The following is an 18,072-nucleotide window of genomic DNA, read 5'->3' on the forward strand; positions in this document are numbered from 1 at the left end:
GGATATCACCTCCCGGGCGTCGCGCCCGGCACGACCGCGCTGTCTCCTGACCGAGGGTAGTCGTGTGGTGACGGCGGCGGGCCGGTTCGGGCCGCGCCGACGGGCCTGCGGTGGTCGGCACGTCGGGGTCGACGTGATCGGCGTCAACAAAAGTTGACAGCGGTGAGGCTGTCAACGTATGTTGACGGCATGAGTCAGGCGACGGAACTCGCGGCGGCAGCCGGCAGCACCGACCCCCGGGTCGGGCTGCGCGCCGTCCGCGCGCTGCGCCGGCTGCTCGAGCGACTCGAGGTGGTCCAGGTGGACAACGCCCGTCGACAGGGCTGGTCCTGGCAGGAGATCGCCGACGCGCTCGAGGTCAGCCGGCAGGCGGTGCACAAGAAACACGCTGGGCGACCGGCGGTCAACTCATCCTGGGAGGCGTGATGTTCGAACGGTTCACCGAGCGGGCGCGCGGCGTGGTGCGGGCGGCGCTGGAGGAGGCACGGGCCGAGGGTCAGCGGCCGGTCGGCACCGAGCACCTGCTGCTCGGCCTGCTCGCCGACGAGGCCGGCCTGGCCAGTCGGGTCCTGACCGACGCCGGGGTGCGCGCCGATGACCTGCGCGAACGGGTCCGGCGGCACACCAGCGGCGGAGGCGCGGGCCTCGGCGACGCGGACGCGGCGGCGCTGCGCGAGATCGGCATCGACCTGGCCGCCATCGTGGCCCGCATCGAGCAGTCCTTCGGGCCCGACGCGCTGCGCGAGGCCGTGCCCGCCCCGCGGCGCCGGTGGGGGCGTCGACGCTACCTGGGCGGGCCGTTCTCGCCCCGGTCGAAGAAGGCGCTGGAGCTGTCGTTGCGCGAGGCGCTGCGGCTGCGTCACAAGCACATCGGCACCGAGCACATCCTGCTCGGGGTGCTGCGGGAGGGTCAGGGGCTGGGCGCGCTGGTGCTCACCGAAGCGGGCGTCGACCTCGACGATCTGCGCCGACGGGTGGAGACCGCGCTGCGGACGGCGGCGTGACGCACGCGTACGCGTTGAAACCTGTCTGTGGCACTTCCGACGCCGGCGCGTCGTCGGGTCGCTGAAGGCGGCCCGGTGCTGCACACTGGCGCCGTGAATGCTGGACAGGACAGGCGCCCCTCAGGTGGCGACGGCGGGCTGCGCTCCGCCGTGGTGGTGAACCCGGCGAAGGTCGACGATCTCGACGGGCTGCGCCGCACCGTGAACGACGCCCTGAGCGCCGCCGGCTGGCCCGAGCCGCAGTGGTTCGAGACCACCGTCGACGATCCCGGCCGGGGCCAGACCGAGCAGGCCGTCAAGGCCGGCGTCGACCTGGTCTTCGCCTGCGGCGGCGACGGCACCGTGATGTCCTGCGTCAGCGGGCTCGTCGGCACCGACGTGGCCCTCGCCGTGCTGCCGCAGGGCACCGGCAACCTGCTCGCCGCCAACCTCGGCCTCTCCACCGACCTCGCGGCGGGGCTTCAGGTCGCCGTCGAACGCGGTCGGCGGCTGCTCGACGTCGGCGCGGTGGAGGACCAGTACTTCACCGTCATGGCCGGCATGGGCTTCGACGCCAAGATGCTCGAGGCCACCAACGAGACCACCAAGGCCCGCATCGGCTGGCCGGCGTACGTCGTGGGTGCCGTGAAGCACCTGCGGGACCGGCCGATGCGGGTGCAGATCCGCATCGACGACCGCCCACCGGTACGCCGCCGGGTCCGCTCGGTGCTGATCGCCAACGTCGGCCGGCTCCAGGGCGGGGTCCGCCTGCTCACCGAGGCCGAGCCGGACGACGGCTGGCTCGACGTCGCCGTGCTCACCCCGCGCAACCTGCGGCACTGGCTCGCGCTCGGCTGGGCCGTGGTCCGCCGCAGCGGTCAGGTGCCGCAGATGGAGGTCTTCCGGGGCCGCACGGTGGTCGTCACCAGCAACCGCCCACAGCCGCGGGAGCTCGACGGCGACCTCATCGCCCCCGGTCGGCGGCTGCACGCCGAGATCCGACCGCAGGCGCTGTGGCTCTGCGTCCCGCAGCCCGAGGAGACCCCCGACCTGTCCGTTGACGCCCAGGGCGCCGGGGAGCGGGGCGAGCAGCTGATCGAGGAAGCGCGCCGTGAGTAGCACCCGGATCGTGCCGGAGACCCGGCTGATGGCCAACGAGGAGCTGTCGGCCGACGACGCCTGGCACACACTGCGCCGCAAGGGCGGCTGGCACCTGCTGCGCGACGCGTTCATCAGGTTCCGCTACGGCGACGGGTTCAGTCACTCCCGCGCCTTCGCGTTGCAGCTCTGCCTCGCCGTGGTGCCGTTCCTGATCGCCCTCACCGGCCTGATCAGCGAGCTGGGTGTCGAGGAGGGCGGCCAGGTGGTCGCCGACACCGTGCTGGCACTCACCCCGGGCCAGAGCGCCCAGGTGGTCGGCGAGCTGCTCGGCGAGGGCGAACGCGTCGAGGACGCCGGCGAGCTGGCGCTCACCCTCGGTCTGCTCACCGGACTGGTCGCGCTGACCACCACGATGGCGCAGATCGAGCGGGGCGCGAACCGCATCTACGGGGTCGAGCGGGACCGCCCGGCCCTGTGGAAATACCTGCGGGCGGCAGTCCTGGCCGTCACCGCCGGTCTGCCCGCGCTGGCCGGCTTCCTGATCCTCGTCGGCGGCGGGGCGATGGGCGACTCGGTCCGCAAGCACTACGAGTGGGGCGAGGTCGCCAACGGCATCTGGGACGTGGTCCGCTTTCCGCTGAGTCTCGCGCTGACCGTGCTCGCCGTGGCCGTGCTGTTCCGGCACGCGCCCCGCCGCAACCAGCCCGGCCTGTCCTGGCTCTTCTTCGGCGCGGGCATCGCCACGGCCCTGTGGTGGTTGGCCAGCCTGCTGCTCGCCGCGTACGTGCGGTTCAGCGACGGCTTCGGCCAGACCTACGGCGCGCTGGCCGGCATGATGGCGCTCCTGCTCTGGGCCAACCTGACCGGCATGGCGCTCTTCGGCGGGCTGGCCTTCGCGGCCCAGTTGGAGGCACTGCGTATCGGTGTCGAGGAGCCGGCGCAGCCCGACCTGTGGGAGCCCGAGGCCGACCGTGCCGAGCTGTTCGACACCGGGGACATGACGGCGCTCTGAGCGACGCCCGGGTGTACGCCGGACCCGGATCGGGTACAGCGCCTCGCCAGGTACAACAAGGGAGGTGCGGGGTGACCGCGGTCAAAGAGGTGGCTCGGCGTCCAATCGGTCACTTCGCCGAGCGGAGCATCGCCGGCCTGGTGGCCGTCACCGGCGCCGGCGTGGCCTTCGGGCTGTTGCTGTTGCTCGTGCGGGTGCGGTGGAGCCCGTTGCAGGACGCCGACCACGCGGTCGCCGAGTGGTTCAACTCGCTCGTCGCCCCGCACCACCCGCTGGTCACCGTGCTTCAGGCGGTGACCGATCTGGGCGGCCGGCCGATCCTCATCTGGCTGGTCACCATCGCGGTGGTCGGGCTGCTGATCCGACGGCAGCCCCGGCTGGCCGTCTACCTGATCATCACCGGGGTCGGTGGGCTGATCCTCGACCCGTCGCTCAAGGCGCTTGTCGGCCGGCTCCGCCCGGTGGTGGACGTGCCGATCGCCAGCGCGCCCGGCAACAGCTTCCCGAGCGGGCACGCGCTCGGCTCGTTCGTCGCGTACGGGGCGTTGCTGCTGGTGTTCCTGCCGGCGATGGCGCCGCGCTGGCGCAAGCCCGCGATCGTCGGCGTCGGTGTGCTGGTGGCGCTGATCGGGCTGACCCGCATCGCGCTGGGCGTGCACTTCGTCTCCGACGTGCTGGCCGGCTGGCTGCTCGGCGCCGCGTGGCTGGGCGTGACCGCGTACGCCTTCCGGCTGTGGCGGCGCGAGCGCGGCAAGCCGGTGCCGCCGCTGAGCGAGGGGCTGGAGCCGGAGGCCGGGCACGACATCGCGCCCGCCCCGGCCGAGGAGCACGTGCTGGCGCACCCCCGCTCGGCGGTGGCCGAGCTGCTGGTCGGCTGGGTGCTGGTGTTCGGCGCGCTGTACGGCTTCGGCATGTACGTCAGCTATCACGCCAAGAACACCTTCTTCGACACCCTGGACACCGAGGTTCCCCGCTGGTTCGCCGCCCGGCACACCGACGTGCTGACCGACGTGAGCTGGTGGTGGAGCAAGTTCGGTGACACCCACGCGATCCTGCTCATCTCGCTGGTGTTCTGCCCGCTGGTGCTCGCGGTGTGGCGGCGGTGGCGGCCAGTGCTGTTCGTCGCGCTGGCGATGGTAGGTGAGCTGACCCTCTTCCTCGCCTCGGCGCGGGTGGTCGACCGGCCACGGCCCCCGGTGGAGAACCTGGACGGGCAGATGCCCACCTCCTCCTTCCCGTCCGGGCACATCGCGGCGACGATCTGCGTCTGGCTGGCGATCACCCTCATCGTGTTCCCGCGTACCGACCGCTGGTGGCGGTGGATCTTCGTGGCGATGGCCGTGATCATGCCGGCCGGGGTGGCGACCTCGCGGATGTACCGGGGGATGCACCACCCGACCGACTTCATGGGCGCGATCCTGCTCTCCGCACTCTGGATCGGGCTGCTCTACCTCGTGATCCGCCCGAACGCCGACCTCGCGGAGGGCAACCAGCCGGCCATCGAGTCCGAGGACGTGGACACCCTCGACGACGAGCTGGCGCGCGCCGGCCGAGCCGACTGAGCGCTGCCGTGCGGGCGATGACCTGGAACATCCGTACCGGCGGTCGGGACCGGGGTGGCGCCGACCGGCTGGATCAGGTGGTTCAGGTCGTCAACGAGCAGACGCCGGACGTGCTGGCCCTGCAGGAGCTGCGCGGCTTCGACGCCGACGGGCTGATGGCCACCGTGGCGGGCCGGGTGGGGATGACGCCCCACCTGGCCCGGTCCTGCTTCGGGCAGCCGGTGGCGGTGCTGGTCCGGCCGCCGTACCGGGTTCTCGCCGCGGGGGCGGTGCGCCGGCCGTTCCACCACGCCGCCGCCCGCGTCGTGGTGTCCACCTCGGCCGGCCCGCTCACCGTGCTCGGCACCCACCTCTACCCGTACTCCGGGGGACGCCGGCGGATGGAGGTCGACTGGCTGGTGGCGGCGCTGCGCCGCGCCCCGGGGCCGCTGACGCTGCTCGCCGGCGATCTCAACTCGCTGGACCCGACGGTCGACCACACCGCCCGCCTGGCCGGCCTGAGCGCTCTCTACCGGCGACGGCACCTGCGTCGGGGCGGTGGTGCCGTGGACACCCGCGCGATCGCCCGCCTGCTCGCCGCCGACCTCGTCGACCTGTGGCCGTCGTCAAACGTCGGTGCGCCGGAGGCCGACGGCCTCACCGTGCCCACCCGCTTCGGCGGGGCCGAGTTCGCCGGGATGCGGTTGGACTATCTCTTCGGCAGCCGCGCGGTGGCCGAGCGGGTGCGTGGCTGCCAGGTGATCCGTGGTGGAGCGGCGGACACGGCCTCGGACCACTATCCGCTGCTGACCACACTGGATCTGGACGCTGGCTGACGCTGCCCGCACCGCCGACCCCACGGGCTGGCGCGGCCCGGTTACCGTGCCACCGTGACCGACCGTCCGACCGTTCGCGCTTCGTTGCCCGCGCCGAGCGGCGAGGGCCCGACCGCGCCGACGCTCGCGCGTCTCGCCCGTGACGCGCCGACTCCGCACCCGGGGGAGCCGGCCGCCGTCCCGCTTCCGCTGGTCGCGGCCGTCGCGCGTGCCGTGGCGCTGGTCGTGGTGCTGCCGGTACGCCTGCTCTGGGAGCTGTTCGCGGCTGCCGGTCGGCTGCTGCGCCGGCACCTGATCAGCCCGGCCGGCCGGTTTCTGCGGCAGTGGCTGCTGGCCCCGCTGGCCTGGGCGCTGCACCGGTTGCTCTGGCTGCCCCTGCTCTGGTGCGCCCGCACCCTCGTCTGGCTTCCGCTGGTGTGGTTGGGGCGGGGGATCGCGTGGGTCGCCCGCACCCTCATCTGGCTGCCGCTGGTGTGGGCGGCGCGCACCCTCGTCTGGCTGCCGCTGGTGTGGGTGGCGCGCACGCTCGTCTGGCTGCCGCTCGTGTGGCTCGGGCGGGGGATCGCGTGGGTGGCGCGCACGCTGGTCTGGCTGCCGCTGGTCTGGCTGGGCGGCGCGCTTGCCGCTCTGGGCTCGGTGGCGGGGCGGGCGGTTCGGCGTCTGCTGTGGGATCCCCTGCTCTGGGTGCTCCGCAACGTGCTGCGCCCGCCCGTCGTGGGTCTGGGTCGCGTGCTGGTCTGGCTCGCCGATCACCTCGTTCGGCGGCCGCTGCGCTGGCTGGGCGCGGCGCTCAGGCCCGTCGGCCGGCTGCTCGTGCGCGGCCTGGGCCTGCTCGTCGGTGCGCTGGGCGCGGCGCTCGTCGGGTTGGCCCGGGGCATCTGGTGGGCGGTTCGCGGCCTGGGTCGGCTGGTCGTCTATGCCGTGGTCGGCGCCTGGCGCACGGCCGGCTGGCTGCTGCGCCTGGTCTATCGAGGGCTCCTGCGCCCGCTCGGGCATGGACTGCGCTGGCTGTGGCGGCACACCGTGCACCCACTGCTGCGGGGTGTGCGCTGGGTCTGGTCGGCGACGGTCGTGCCGGTGGCGCACGGCGTACGGGCAGCCTGGCGGGCCACCGTCACCCCCACGGCGCGTTGGATGCGCCGCTCGGTGCTCGACCCGGCCCGGCTGGCCTCCCGGGAGGTGCTCAGCGCCCTGGGTCTGCGGCGCTGAACACCCCACCCGGCACGGTGCTCTCAGAGCACCACGTTGAGCAGGACGGTGAGCAGCACCGAGGCGACGATCGAGAAGAGGATCATCAGGAGGCAGCCGAGGCCGCCGCCGAGGGGTCGGATCTCCGTGTTGCCAAAGCGCATGGGTTTCACCTGTTCACGAGTGTCGGGGCAAGAAACTGGCGGATCGCGTCGGCGACCGCCGTCGGAGCCGTGGTGGCCACGTTGTGTGCCGCGCTGGGGACGACCACCAGGTCGGCGTCCGGCACCAGCCGGGCCACCTGGGCCCGCCAGTCGGCCGGCGCGACCGGATCCCGCGCGCCGCTGACCACCAGCGTCGGCGCCGTGATCCGGACCAGGTCCGCCTCGATCGTGTTGTGGACCGAGTGCGACAACGTCGCCAGGACCCGCCAGGGCCGCGCGTTCCAGACGTCGCGAAGGAGGATCGGCGCCTGCAACGGCGACTCGCGCAGGGTGTCCACCAGCCACCGGCCGAACTGGGTCCGGCGGGACCGGCCGGCCGGGTCGGCGGTCGGACCGGCCAGCACCAGCGCGCGTACCGCCTCCGGGTGGGTCGCCGCGAGCGCGGCGGCCACCTCGGCGCCGAACGAGTGCCCGAGCAGGCAGACCGGCGGCAACCGGTACGCGGCCAGCCAGGCCGCCAGGTGCGCGGCGTGCTGGCGCACGTCGTACGCGCCGTGGGGGTGCTCGGTCAGGCCGAAGCCGGGCAGGTCCGGCACGTACACCGGATGGGTTTCGGCGAGCGCGACGGCCAGCGGGGTGAGGTAGCGGTGCGAGACCGCCAAGCCGTGCACCAGGACCACTGGCGGGTTGCCGGTGTCGGGGTCCGGGCCACGCCGCGTGTGGGTACGCAGCCCGTCGACCAGCCGCCACTCGCTGGTCAGGCCGGCGGCCGGTCGGGGCGCGGCCATGGCGAGCCGCAGCTCGGCCGGCCCGAATCGACCGGCGGGCGTCAGCCTCACAACTGGCGCAGCCGGGGCAGCAGCTGCTCCTGTGCCCAGTCCAGGAACATCGGCTGGCCCTCGCCGCCGACCTGGATGATCGCCACGTGCGTGAAGCCGGCGTCGACGAACTTGCGGAACGCCTCGACGTGCGCGTCCACGTCCGGGCCGCAGGAGATGCCCTCGGCGACGTCCTCCTCCCGGACGAACTGGGTGGCGGCGGCGAAGGCGTCCGGGTCGGGCAGGTCGGCGTTGACTTTCCACCCCATTCCGAACCAGCGGAACTGGTCGTGCACGATCTTGCGGCACTCGGCCTCGTCCGGGCCGTAGCAGATGGCCACCTGCCCGTAGCGGGGCTGGCCGACGCCACCGGCGTCGTCGTACATCTCGATGATGTGCCGGTCGGGCTCGGTGGACACGAGGCCGTTGCCGTACTCGGCCGCCAGGGTGGCGGACTGTCGGCCGGAGGCGGCGATGGCCATCGGCACCGGCCGCTCGGGGCGGTCCCAGACGTAGGCGTCGGGCACGTCGAAGTGGTTGCCGGAGAAGGTCAACGTCTCGCCGTTGAGCAGCGGCCGGATGATCTGCAGCGCCTCCTCGAACATCTCGTGGCGCTGCTGCACGTGCGGCCAACCGCCGACGACATGCTCGTTGAGGTTCTCCCCGGCGCCCAGGCCGAGGGTGAACCGCCCGTCCGAGAGTGCCCCGATGGTGCTGGCCTTCTGCGCGACCACGGCCGGGTGGTAGCGGCGGATCGGGCAGGTCACGAAGGACATCAGCTCCGCGCGGGAGGTGGCGTGCGCGACCGCGCCGAGCACCGACCAGGCGTACGGGGAGTGGCCCTGGGCGTCGAGCCAGGGATAGTAGTGATCAGAGATCACCAGTTGGTCGAAGCCGGCCGCCTCGGCCCGTACCGCGTGGTCGACCAGCTGCTTCGGACCGGCCTGCTCGCACATCAGGGTGTAGCCGACGCTCACCATCCGGGTATCTCCTTCTCGCCGACGGTTCGTCCCGAGATACCCAGGTCAGCAGCCGTCAACCCTCTCGTCCGGTTCGGACGGGCGATGCTTGACGGATGCCGGAGACCGGCCTACGGTCGTCTTAACCGGTTAAGACCTACGGTCTGGCGCACATCCTGTGGTGGGGATGACCGCCCCGTGACGGCCCGCGTCCGCGCGGGCCGTTACGGCTGTCTGGGTCCCGGACCGACCTACTGAACCGGTTGCTAGGGCTGATTCATCGCCCTAGGCTGATGCGAGCATCGCCGGGAGTCGGGCGGTGGCTGTCGGGCTGCAGCCGCCTTCCCCTGTCACGTCCCACCCCTGTCGGGCATCGGGGGTCCTCCCTGAGGAAGGCCATGAAGACTCGACTCTCCGCCACCGGCGGGGCCCTGCTCGCGTTGCTCCTCGCCGTGCTGGCGTTCAGCCAGCCGGCGCACGCCGCGGCCGGCTTCTCCGTCGCGGGCGGCAAGCTGTACGACGCCAACGGCGCCGAATTCATCATGCGCGGGGTGAACCACGCCCACACCTGGTATCCGCAGCAGACCAGCTCGTTCGCCGACGTCAAGGCGCTCGGCGCGAACACCGTGCGGGTGGTGCTCGCCAGCGGCGACCGGTGGACCCGCAACACCAACGCCGACGTCGCCAACGTCATCTCGCTGTGCAAGGCCAACCGGCTGATCTGCGTGCTGGAGGTCCACGACACCACCGGCTACGGCGAGCAGAGCGGCGCCATCACCCTGGACCGGGCCGTCGACTACTGGCTCAGCCTGAAGGATGTGCTGGTCGGCCAGGAACGGTACGTCATCGTCAACATCGGCAACGAGCCGTACGGCAACCAGAACTACGCCTCCTGGGCCACCGACAACGCCAACGCGATCAAGCGGCTGCGGGCCGGTGGGCTGACCCACACCATCATGGTGGACGCCCCGAACTGGGGGCAGGACTGGTCGTTCACCATGCGCGACAACGCCGCCTCGGTCTTCGCCGCGGACCCGGCCCGCAACACGGTCTTCTCCATCCACATGTACGGCGTCTTCGACACCGCCGCCGAGATCACCGACTACCTGGGCCGGTTCCGGGCGGCGGGGCTGCCCATCGTGGTCGGTGAGTTCGGCTTCAACCACTCCGACGGTGACCCCGACGAGGACACCATCCTCGCGTACAGCCAGGCCAACGGGATCGGCTGGCTGGGCTGGTCGTGGAGCGGAAACGGGGGTGGCGTGGAGTATCTCGACATGGCCACCGCGTTCAACCCGGCCAGTCTGACGACGTGGGGGCAGCGGGTCTTCAACGGCGCCAACGGCATCCGGCAGACCGCCCGCGAGGCAAGCGTCTTCGGCGGCACCCCGCCGCCGACCACGCCCCCGCCGACGACTCCTCCTCCCACGACGCCCCCGCCGACGACTCCTCCTCCCACGACGCCCCCGCCGACCACGCCTCCTCCGACCACTCCGCCGCCCGCCGGTGGCTGCGCGGCCACCTACACCGTCACCAACCAGTGGCAGGGCGGCTTCCAGGCCGAGGTGCGGGTGACCGCCGGCGCGACGGCGATCAACGGCTGGACCGCCCGGTGGACCCTCGCCAACGGCCAGAGCGTCACCCAGTCCTGGAACGCGACGGTGACCAGCAGCGGCTCCACGGTGACCGCGCGCAACGTGGACTACAACGGCAGGTTGGCTGCCGGCGCCAGCGCCAGCTTCGGGTTCCTCGGCGGCTGGTCCGGCACCAACCCCAAGCCGGAGGTGAGCTGCACGGCGAGCTGACCGACGCCAGGTGGCCGGGCCCGCGTCGGGCCCGGCCACCGCGGCGGCTGCGGTCAGTGCTCCCCGGTCAGGTTCACGATGACCACCCCCGCGATGATCAGGGCGATGCCGGCGAGCTTGACCAGCCCGACCGACTCACCCAGGAACACCGCGCCGATCGCCACGATGGCCGCGGTGCCCAGACCCGACCAGAGGGCGTACGCGACACCCACGGGTATCTCCTTCACGGCCTGGGCCAGCAGGAGGAACGCCAGCGCGTACCCGGTCAGGCACCCCAGCGTCGGCCAGAGGCGGCTGAATCCGGCGGTGCTCTTGATCAGGCTGGTCGCCAGGACCTCCGCGAGGATGGCGATCCCCAGCAGCACGTACGCCATGTGGCTCCTCAGTCGTCGGTGGTCGGCGCACCGGCGGCGAGCCGGGCGGCGCGCATGGTGAGGTAGCGCTGTTCGGGAAGGCTGCTGGTCCGCGCGGCGGCGGCACGGTAGTCCGCGATCGCTCGCTCCCGGTCGCCGGCCATCTCGTGCAGGTGCGCGCGGGCGGCGGCCAGCCGGTGGTGCCCCGCCAGCCGGGGGTCGTCGCCGAGAGCGTCGAGGGCCGTGAGGCCGGCTGCGGGCCCGTGCACCATGGCGGTCGCCACGGCCCGGTTGAGCGCCACCACCGGGGTTCCGGCGAGCCGTTCCAACACGTCGTACAACGCCAGGATCTGCGGCCAGTCGGTCGCGTCGGTGCTCGGCGCCTCGTCGTGCAGGGCGGCGATGGCGGCCTGCACCTGGTACGGGCCGACCGGGCCGCGTGGCAGCGCCCGGGTGACAAGTGCGACGCCTTCGGCGATCGCCGCGGCGTCCCAGCGGTTGCGGTCCTGATCGGCCAGGGAGATCAGCTCCCCGGACGGGCCGGTGCGCGCCGGGCTGCGCGCCTCGGTGAGCAGCAGTAACGCCAGCAGCCCGGCGGTTTCGCTGTCGTCGGGCAGTCGCGTGTGCAGCGCACGGGCCAGCCGGATCGCCTCGGCCGCGAGGTCGACGCGGCGCAGGGCCGGACCGGCGGTGCTGGTGTGTCCCTCGGTGAAGATCAGATAGAGCACCTGCCGGACGGCGGACAGCCGCTCGGCCCGCTCCGCCTCCTCCGGCATTCGAAACGGCAGCCCGGACGCGCGGATCCGCTGCTTGGCCCGGCTGATCCGCTGGGCCATGGTCGCCTCGGGCACCAGGAACGCGCGCGCTATCTCGGCGGTGGTGAGCCCGCCGACCGCGCGCAGGGTCAGCGCGACCGCCGATGCGGGGGCGAGCGCCGGGTGGCAGCACAGAAAGAGCAGCACCAGGGTGTCGTCCCGCTCGGCGGTCAGTTCCTCGTCCGCTGCCGGCGCGTACTGCCGGTCGTCCGGGTCCCGGCGGGCGACCAGGTCCTCCCGGCGGCGCCGGGCCTGCTCGCCGCGGATCAGCTCGATCATCCGGCGGTAGCCGACCTGGATCAGCCAACCGCGCGGGTTGGCGGGCAACCCGTCAACCGGCCACTGGGTGGCGGCGGCGAGCAGCGCCTCCTGCACGGCGTCCTCGGCGGTGGCGAAGTCACCGAACCGGCGGGCGAGCACGCCGAGGACCTGCGGCGCCAACTCGCGCAGCAGGTCCTCGATGTGGGGATCGGTGGTCAGCCCTCACAACTCCTCGGTGGGTGCGGACATCACCGGGTGCACCTCGATCGGCATGTTCAGCGGCCGACCACCGGGACCGGGCGCGGTCGAGATGTACGCGGCCACCTCCACCGCCCGCTGCGGGCTGTCGCAGTCGACGATCCAGAAGCCGGCGAGGAACTCCTTCGTCTCGGCGAACGGCCCCTCCGTGACCACCGGCGTGCCGCCGTCGCCGGCGCGTACGATCCGCGCCTGCTGCGGGCCGCCGAGGCCCTGCGCGTCGACCCACTCCCCGGCGGCGGTGAGCTTCTCGTTGACCTCGCCCATGAACGCGATGTGGGCCCGGACCTCGTCCGGTGTCCAGGTGTCGATGCTCGGGAAGTCGGTCCCGGTGGCGCTGAACTGCATCAGCAGCATGTACTTCATGGTTCGCCCCTCACGTCCGCGCACCGTCGTCGGTGCTCTCACCCTGAGGTAGAAGCACGCCGCACCGTTCTCGACACTCCGGCAAAGAATTTCTAGCCGACCTCGTCGACCTCCAGCACCAGGCTCTGCTCCGGGTGCAGGGCGGGCAGCTGCACACCGACGCGGGCCAGCGCCGCCCCGCTGAGCGTGACACCGGAGGCCAGCCACGGTGCCGCGGACCGTTCGATGGTCGCCGGTGCGGGTACGCCCGCCACTGCCCGCACCCGGTAACGCCGGGCCGGGTCGAGGCCGGGAAGCCGTACCGCGCCCGGGGTCTGCGCCACCGAGGTGGCCAGCGTGGCCACCGCGTACACCGCCCGGGTCGTGTCGTGATCGACCACGCCGTGCGCCCAGACGGCCGGGTCCGGGTGGTCGACCCGGACCACCCGGCCGGCGTGCAGCAGCGGGCGCAGCCGCTTGTGCAGTGCCACCCAGGCGGCCAGCTCGGTCTGCTCGGCGGCGCTGATCGACGCGATGTCCCACTCGATGCCGTGGTGGCCGAACAGCGCGGTGGCCGCCCGGAAACCCAGGTCGTGTACGCGGTGGGTGGTGTGCGAGCGTTCCGGGCCGATGTGCGTGCCGATCAGCTCCGGTGGCAACAGCAGACCGGTCCAGCGTTGGATGCTGAGCCGTTCCAGGGCGTCGTTGCAGTCGCTGGCCCAGACCCGGTCGGTGCGGGCCAGGATGGCCAGGTCCACCCGGGCGCCGCCGGACGAGCAGCTCTCGATCTCGACTCCGGGATGCCGGCGGCGCAGCTCGTCGAGGAGGCGGTAGACCGCGAGGGTCTGCCCGTGCACCCCGGGCCGGCCGTGGTGCCCGGCCTCGGTGAGGTCCCGGTTGTGGTCCCACTTGAGGTAGCTGATGCCCGGGTGGTCGCGCAGCAGCGCGTCGAGGCGTTCCAGCACGTGGTCGTAGGCCTCCGGGCGGCCCAGGTCGAGCACCTGCTGGTTGCGCCAGGCCGGCGGCAACCGCCCCGGCACGGCCAGCAGCCAGTCCGGGTGCGCGCGGAACAGGTCGGAGTCGGGGTTGACCATCTCCGGCTCCACCCACAGGCCGAACTGGAGGCCCTGGCCGGTCACGTGGTCGATGAGCGGTTGCAGGCCGTCGGGCCAGACGCTCTCGTCGACGTACCAGTCGCCGAGCCCGGCGGTGTCGTCGCGTCGGCCGCGGAACCAGCCGTCGTCGAGCACGAACCGTTCCACGCCGAGGTGCGCGGCCCGGTCGGCGAGGGCCCGCAGCCGGTCCAGGTCGTGGTCGAAGTAGACCGCCTCCCAGACGTTGAGGGTCACCGGCCGGGGGGAACGCGGGTGTCCGGGCCGGGCCCGCAGGTGTGCATGGAGTACGTCGCTGAGCCCGTCCAGCCCGACGTCGGACCAGACGGCGTAGAGCAGGGGAGTGTCGTACTCCTCGCCGGGGGCGAGCCGGATCTCACCGGGCGCCAGCAGTTCGCCGCCGCCGAGGGTGGACTCGCCGGTGGGACGCCGCTCGGCGACGGTGACGTGATCGCCGCTCCACGCCGTGTGCACCGCCCAGACCTCACCGTGGCCGAAGCCGAACCCGGCGGTGCCGGCGACCAGCAACAGCGTGGCGTCGTGTCCGGTGCGCCCGTGCCGGCCCTCGCGGGCCCAGGCGCCGTGCTGCCACGGGTGGCGTTGCGGCGAGCGTTCCCGACACCAGCGGCCGGTCAGGTCGAGCAGTTCGGTGGCGACGGCCGGCACCGGCAGCACCGGCGTCAGCCCCTGCACCTCGTACGCGCCGTCGCCGTCGTTGCGCAGGCGATGGCGAATGGTCAGCAGGCCGTACGGGTCGAGCGTGATCTCGATGGTCAGGCCGAGCCCGGCGGCCCGGTCCGACGCTCGTACGGTGACCCGTGCCGGAGCGTCGGAGGGCTGGTCGACGTCGAGACCGTCGAGCTGGAACGCGGTGGACCAGTCCCGCCCGTCGCGATGCCCGACCAGTCCCGGCCGGCCGCTCCAGCCGGCGCTCGCCTCCGGCAGGAGCGACAGCGCGGGCGGCTCGTCGAAGCTGCTCGGCACCACGGGTGGCACTGTCGCGTCGGTGAGCTGCCGGAGGGCGTCGGCGTCGAGGTCGCCGACGTCGCCACCCCAGTGCACGACGCGGGGCAGCCCCGGGCCGCGCGCGTCGAGCACCAGACTGGTCCGCGCGCGGCGCAGGTGCAGGATCGTCATCCTTTGGAGGCTCCCAAGGTCAGGCCCCGGACGAAGTGCCGCTGGAGCATGAAGAAGATCACCAGGGTGGGGATCGCGACGAGCACGCTGCCCGCCGAGACCAGGTTGTTGTCGGTGAAGAACTCACCGCGCAGGTTGTTGAGCGAGCTGGTCACCGGGAACTTGTCGCCGGTGCGCATGAGGACCGTGGCCCAGAAGAACTCGTTGTAGATCCAGGTCACCTCCAGGGTGGCGAGCGCTGCCAGGGCCGGGCGGCACAGCGGCATGGTGACCTGCCAGTACTGTCGCCAGACGCTGGCGCCGTCGACCATCGCCGCCTCGTACAGGTCGCGGGGCAGCGCCTTCATGTAGTTGCTGAGCACGAAGACGCAGAACCCGCACTGGAAGGCGACGTTGATCAGGATCAGCCCCCAGTAGCTGTCGTAGAGCAGCTCGGAGTCGCTCATGAACTCGGGCAGTGGCACCTCGGTGAACAGCCGGAACAGCGGGATGAGCAACGCCTGCTGCGGCAGCAGGTTGGCGGCGGTGAACACCCCGAGCAGGACGAGGTTGATCTTCCAGTTGAACCGGGCGATGACGAACGCCACGCAGGAGGCGAGGAAGAGCGTTAGCAGCACCGCCGGCACGGTGATGTAGACCGAGTTGAGGAAGTGCTTGCCGAACTCCGCCGTCTGCCAGGCGGTGACGTAGTTGTCGATGGTCCAGCCGCCGAACGAGACGTAGCCGTTGGCGGCTGTGTACTCGTAGGAGCGCAGCGAGGTCAGCACGGCCCAGGCGATCGGGAAGATCCAGGCCAGCGACACGACGATGAGGAAGCCGTGCAGCAGCAGCCGGGCCGGGGTCAGCTTGCGGCGGCGGACCGGGGTGTCGGTGCCACCCTCGGTACGCCGGGTCACTGTCGCGGTGCTCATTCCCGGTTCTCCCTCATCACGGTCGCCAGGTAGATGGTGATGAAGACCAGCGAGACGACCAGCATGATCGTCGCCAGCGCGGAGCCGAAGCCGATCCGGCTCGCCTCACCCACCACGTTCTGGGTGACCAGCGCCGAGATCAGCTCCAGGCCGTTGCGTCCCTTGTTGACGACCCAGACCAGGTCGAACGCGCGCAGCGACTCGATCACCGTCACCACCAGCACGATGATGTTGATCGGCCGCAGCACCGGGAACACCACCCGGAAGAAGGTCCGGCTCTCCGACGCGCCGTCGACGGCGGCGGCCTCGCGCAGCGACGGGTCGACCCCCTTCAAGCCGGCGAGGTAGAGCAGCATGATGTAGCCGACGTGCCGCCAACCGGAGGCGAGCATGACCGCCCAGATGTTGACGTTCGAGTCGCCGTACCAGTCGATGTTGCTGCCGAAGACGGCGTTGATGAGACCCTGGTCGCGGGAGTAGAGCAGCTGCCAGACGAAGCCGATCAGTGCCAGCGAGAGCACCACCGGCAGGTACAGCGCGGTCTGGTAGAAGCGGCTGCCGCGCAGCTCCTTGTCGAGCAGCACGGCCAGGAACATGCCGAACGGGGTGGCGACGACGAACAGCACGGCCAGCCAGAGCAGGTTGTGCTGGATCGCCGGCACGAACGGCGGGTAGATGTTCACGACGTCGCTGTAGTTGCGGGCGCCGACGAAGTCGATCTCGTTCAGTGGGCCGATGCCGTCCCAGTCGGTGCCGGAGAGCACCACTGTCGCCAGCGCAGGAAGCCAGACGAAGGCGGTGACGAGCAGCAGCGGGACGAGCACCATCAGCGTGATGACCACGCGGTCGGTGCGGGACAGGAGCCGTAGCCGCCGGCGACGACCACCCGTTGAGGTGGCCGCGGCCGGCGGCGGCACGGCGCGATCCGCTTGGATCAGGGGCAGGTCGGACACGATGTCCTCCCCCTTCCGCCGTCAGTCAGTGAAGATCGACTTCTTCTGGTTCTCGATGGACGAGGTCAGACCGTCAATGTCCTTGGGGTTCTTGATGAACTGCTGGATCGCCGGGATCATCACCGTGGAGGCGAAGTCCGGCCGGGTGTCCCGGTCGAGGAACTGCGCGATCTCGGTGGCCGACCCGACCAGCTCGGCGGCCTTCTTCTGCAGGGCCGTGTAGCCGCCGACGTCCGCCCCACTGTTGGCGACGAGGACGGCCGGGTCGTTCTTGAGGTTGATGTCCGCGGCGGCCTTGCCACCGAAGTACTCCAGCAGCTTGCGGGCGTTGTCCTCGTTCTTGGGCTTGCGGGCCATCATGTAGCCGTCGATCGGGGCGTCCAGGGCCTTCGCGCCGATTGCCGGGTCGATCTCGGGGAAGGTGAAGAAGTCGAGGTCGTCCTGCTCGTCGTTGCTGAACTGCTGGCCGACGAAGAGACCGAGCAGGTACATGCCGCTCTTCTTCTGCTGCAACGACTGCGCGGCCTCCTGCCAGGTGCGGCCGAGGCTGTCCGGCTGGTGCAGGGGGAGCAGGCCGGCCCAGGTGTCGAAGACCTTCTTGACCTTGTCGGAGGTCCAGGCCTCCTTGCCGGCCATCAGGTCGACGTGGAACTGGTAGCCGTTGATCCGCAGGTTGAGGATGTCGAAGGTGCCCATCGCCGGCCAGCCGTCCTTGTCGGCGAACGCGATCGGGGTGAGGCCGTCCTTCTTCATCTGCGCGCCGAGCGCGGTGAACTGGTCCAGTGTGGTGGGCACCTGGTAGCCGTGCTGCTGCCACACCGACTTGCGGTAGAAGACGGCCCACGGGTAGTACGTCGCGGGGACGAAGTACTGCTTGCCGTCGTCACCGGTGGACGCCTTCTTGAAGGCCTCGGAGTAGCCGGAGAGCTTGCCCCACACGTCGCTGATGTCGCTGGCCAGGCCCTTCTGCGCGAAGAAGCGCATCCGGTAGCCGGCGAACCAGGTGAAGACGTCGTCCGGCTTGCCCTGGAGGTAGTTGTTGATGTTCTCCTGGAACGTGTTGTGGTCGACCGTGTTGGTCGCGACCTGCACGCCGGACGAGGTCTTGAACCCGTCGGTGACCTTGGCGAGGACGTCCTTGGGCTTCGGGTCGGACTGGTTGGACCCGAGCGTGACGTCCTTGCTGGACCCGCCGGAGCCGGAGTCGTCGTCGCCGCAGCCGGCGAGCAGGCCGGTGCCGAGCAGCGCGCCCGTGCCGGCCGCGCCGGCCAGCAGTGACCGTCGGTTGATGCCGGCGACGGAGGGCGGTACGAGCCGAGCCAGATACTCGGCTTGGGATCGGGGACGGGACATCTGTGCCTCCTGCGGATGAAGAGGTGCTACGCCCAAGGGCCGTCAGAGGTGAAGAGCGGTCCGACCTTGTGAATACACATCGTGATCCACCGAGAATCCACATTGGCGAACACGATCGGCCAGTGGGGCCTCAAGCTACCCCTCCATAGGCCGCTGTCAAGAGGTCT

Annotated in this window: 17 protein-coding genes; 8 read left to right on the plus strand and 9 right to left on the minus strand. The window is 71.6% G+C overall.

Annotation, left to right across the window (positions count from 1 at the left end; all coding sequences use genetic code 11):
- The first annotated feature begins 189 nt into the window (after positions 1-189).
- The 7 genes from B0E54_RS02665 to B0E54_RS02695 all read left to right on the plus strand — a co-directional run bounded on the left by B0E54_RS02665 (position 190) and on the right by B0E54_RS02695 (position 6,682).
- Positions 190-426, plus strand: a complete 237-nt coding sequence (locus B0E54_RS02665; RefSeq protein WP_007457155.1) for an HTH domain-containing protein — start codon at positions 190-192, stop codon at positions 424-426.
- Positions 426-1,004, plus strand: a complete 579-nt coding sequence (locus B0E54_RS02670; RefSeq protein ID WP_234581619.1) for a Clp protease N-terminal domain-containing protein — start codon at positions 426-428, stop codon at positions 1,002-1,004. Before B0E54_RS02665 ends, B0E54_RS02670 begins: the two co-directional genes overlap by 1 nt.
- Positions 1,005-1,097: 93 nt before the next feature.
- The gene (locus tag B0E54_RS02675; RefSeq protein WP_234581620.1) at positions 1,098-2,102 is read left to right on the plus strand and encodes a diacylglycerol kinase family protein; all 1,005 of its coding nucleotides are present in this window, start codon (positions 1,098-1,100) and stop codon (positions 2,100-2,102) included.
- The gene (locus tag B0E54_RS02680) at positions 2,095-3,096 is read left to right on the plus strand and encodes a YihY/virulence factor BrkB family protein (RefSeq protein ID WP_234581621.1); all 1,002 of its coding nucleotides are present in this window, start codon (positions 2,095-2,097) and stop codon (positions 3,094-3,096) included. The genes B0E54_RS02675 and B0E54_RS02680 overlap by 8 nt, the downstream gene beginning before the upstream one ends.
- A gap of 71 nt (positions 3,097-3,167) precedes the next feature.
- A complete protein-coding gene (locus tag B0E54_RS02685) occupies positions 3,168-4,658 on the plus strand; it encodes a phosphatase PAP2 family protein (protein ID WP_234581622.1) in 1,491 nt (496 codons plus the stop codon).
- A gap of 17 nt (positions 4,659-4,675) precedes the next feature.
- Positions 4,676-5,473 (plus strand): endonuclease/exonuclease/phosphatase family protein, encoded by a 798-nt coding sequence (locus tag B0E54_RS02690; RefSeq protein ID WP_234581623.1) that lies wholly within the window; start codon positions 4,676-4,678, stop codon positions 5,471-5,473.
- 54 nt (positions 5,474-5,527) lie between these two features.
- Positions 5,528-6,682 (plus strand): hypothetical protein, encoded by a 1,155-nt coding sequence (locus tag B0E54_RS02695; protein WP_234581624.1) that lies wholly within the window; start codon positions 5,528-5,530, stop codon positions 6,680-6,682.
- Between the two features lie 148 nt (positions 6,683-6,830).
- Here the strand turns inward: B0E54_RS02695 and B0E54_RS02700 are convergent, their stop codons facing one another.
- Positions 6,831-7,664, minus strand: a complete 834-nt coding sequence (locus B0E54_RS02700) for an alpha/beta fold hydrolase (protein ID WP_234581625.1) — start codon at positions 7,662-7,664, stop codon at positions 6,831-6,833.
- Positions 7,661-8,623 carry a TIGR03557 family F420-dependent LLM class oxidoreductase gene (locus B0E54_RS02705; RefSeq protein WP_234581626.1) on the minus strand — a complete coding sequence of 321 codons (963 nt, stop codon included), beginning with the start codon at positions 8,621-8,623 and terminating at the stop codon, positions 7,661-7,663. The genes B0E54_RS02700 and B0E54_RS02705 overlap by 4 nt, the downstream gene beginning before the upstream one ends.
- A 377-nt stretch (positions 8,624-9,000) precedes the next feature.
- Here B0E54_RS02705 and B0E54_RS02710 point away from each other — a divergent pair, with 377 nt between their 5' ends.
- Positions 9,001-10,407, plus strand: coding sequence for a cellulase family glycosylhydrolase (locus B0E54_RS02710; protein WP_234581627.1), 1,407 nt, complete (start codon positions 9,001-9,003; stop codon positions 10,405-10,407).
- 53 nt (positions 10,408-10,460) lie between these two features.
- Here B0E54_RS02710 and B0E54_RS02715 read toward each other — a convergent pair whose 3' ends face one another.
- From B0E54_RS02715 to B0E54_RS02745, 7 genes are all read right to left on the minus strand, one after another.
- Positions 10,461-10,781, minus strand: coding sequence for a multidrug efflux SMR transporter (locus B0E54_RS02715; protein WP_234581628.1), 321 nt, complete (start codon positions 10,779-10,781; stop codon positions 10,461-10,463).
- A gap of 8 nt (positions 10,782-10,789) precedes the next feature.
- Positions 10,790-12,055, minus strand: a complete 1,266-nt coding sequence (locus B0E54_RS02720) for an RNA polymerase sigma factor (RefSeq protein ID WP_234581711.1) — start codon at positions 12,053-12,055, stop codon at positions 10,790-10,792.
- A 3-nt stretch (positions 12,056-12,058) separates the two neighbouring features.
- Positions 12,059-12,460 carry a YciI family protein gene (locus B0E54_RS02725; RefSeq protein ID WP_234581629.1) on the minus strand — a complete coding sequence of 134 codons (402 nt, stop codon included), beginning with the start codon at positions 12,458-12,460 and terminating at the stop codon, positions 12,059-12,061.
- Positions 12,461-12,552: 92 nt separating this feature from the next.
- Positions 12,553-14,688: an alpha-galactosidase gene (locus B0E54_RS02730; RefSeq protein WP_234581630.1), complete on the minus strand. Its 2,136-nt coding sequence runs from the start codon at positions 14,686-14,688 to the stop codon at positions 12,553-12,555.
- Entirely contained in the window at positions 14,685-15,599 is a 915-nt protein-coding gene (locus B0E54_RS02735) for a carbohydrate ABC transporter permease (protein WP_234581631.1), read from the minus strand. Before B0E54_RS02735 ends, B0E54_RS02730 begins: the two co-directional genes overlap by 4 nt.
- Positions 15,596-16,552: a carbohydrate ABC transporter permease gene (locus B0E54_RS02740; protein ID WP_234581632.1), complete on the minus strand. Its 957-nt coding sequence runs from the start codon at positions 16,550-16,552 to the stop codon at positions 15,596-15,598. Before B0E54_RS02740 ends, B0E54_RS02735 begins: the two co-directional genes overlap by 4 nt.
- A 21-nt stretch (positions 16,553-16,573) precedes the next feature.
- Positions 16,574-17,905 (minus strand): ABC transporter substrate-binding protein, encoded by a 1,332-nt coding sequence (locus B0E54_RS02745; RefSeq protein ID WP_234581633.1) that lies wholly within the window; start codon positions 17,903-17,905, stop codon positions 16,574-16,576.
- Positions 17,906-18,072 lie beyond the last annotated feature (167 nt).

Origin of the sequence: Micromonospora sp. MH99 (assembly GCF_021442385.1) — a bacterium.
Classification (GTDB): Bacteria; Actinomycetota; Actinomycetes; order Mycobacteriales; family Micromonosporaceae; genus Micromonospora.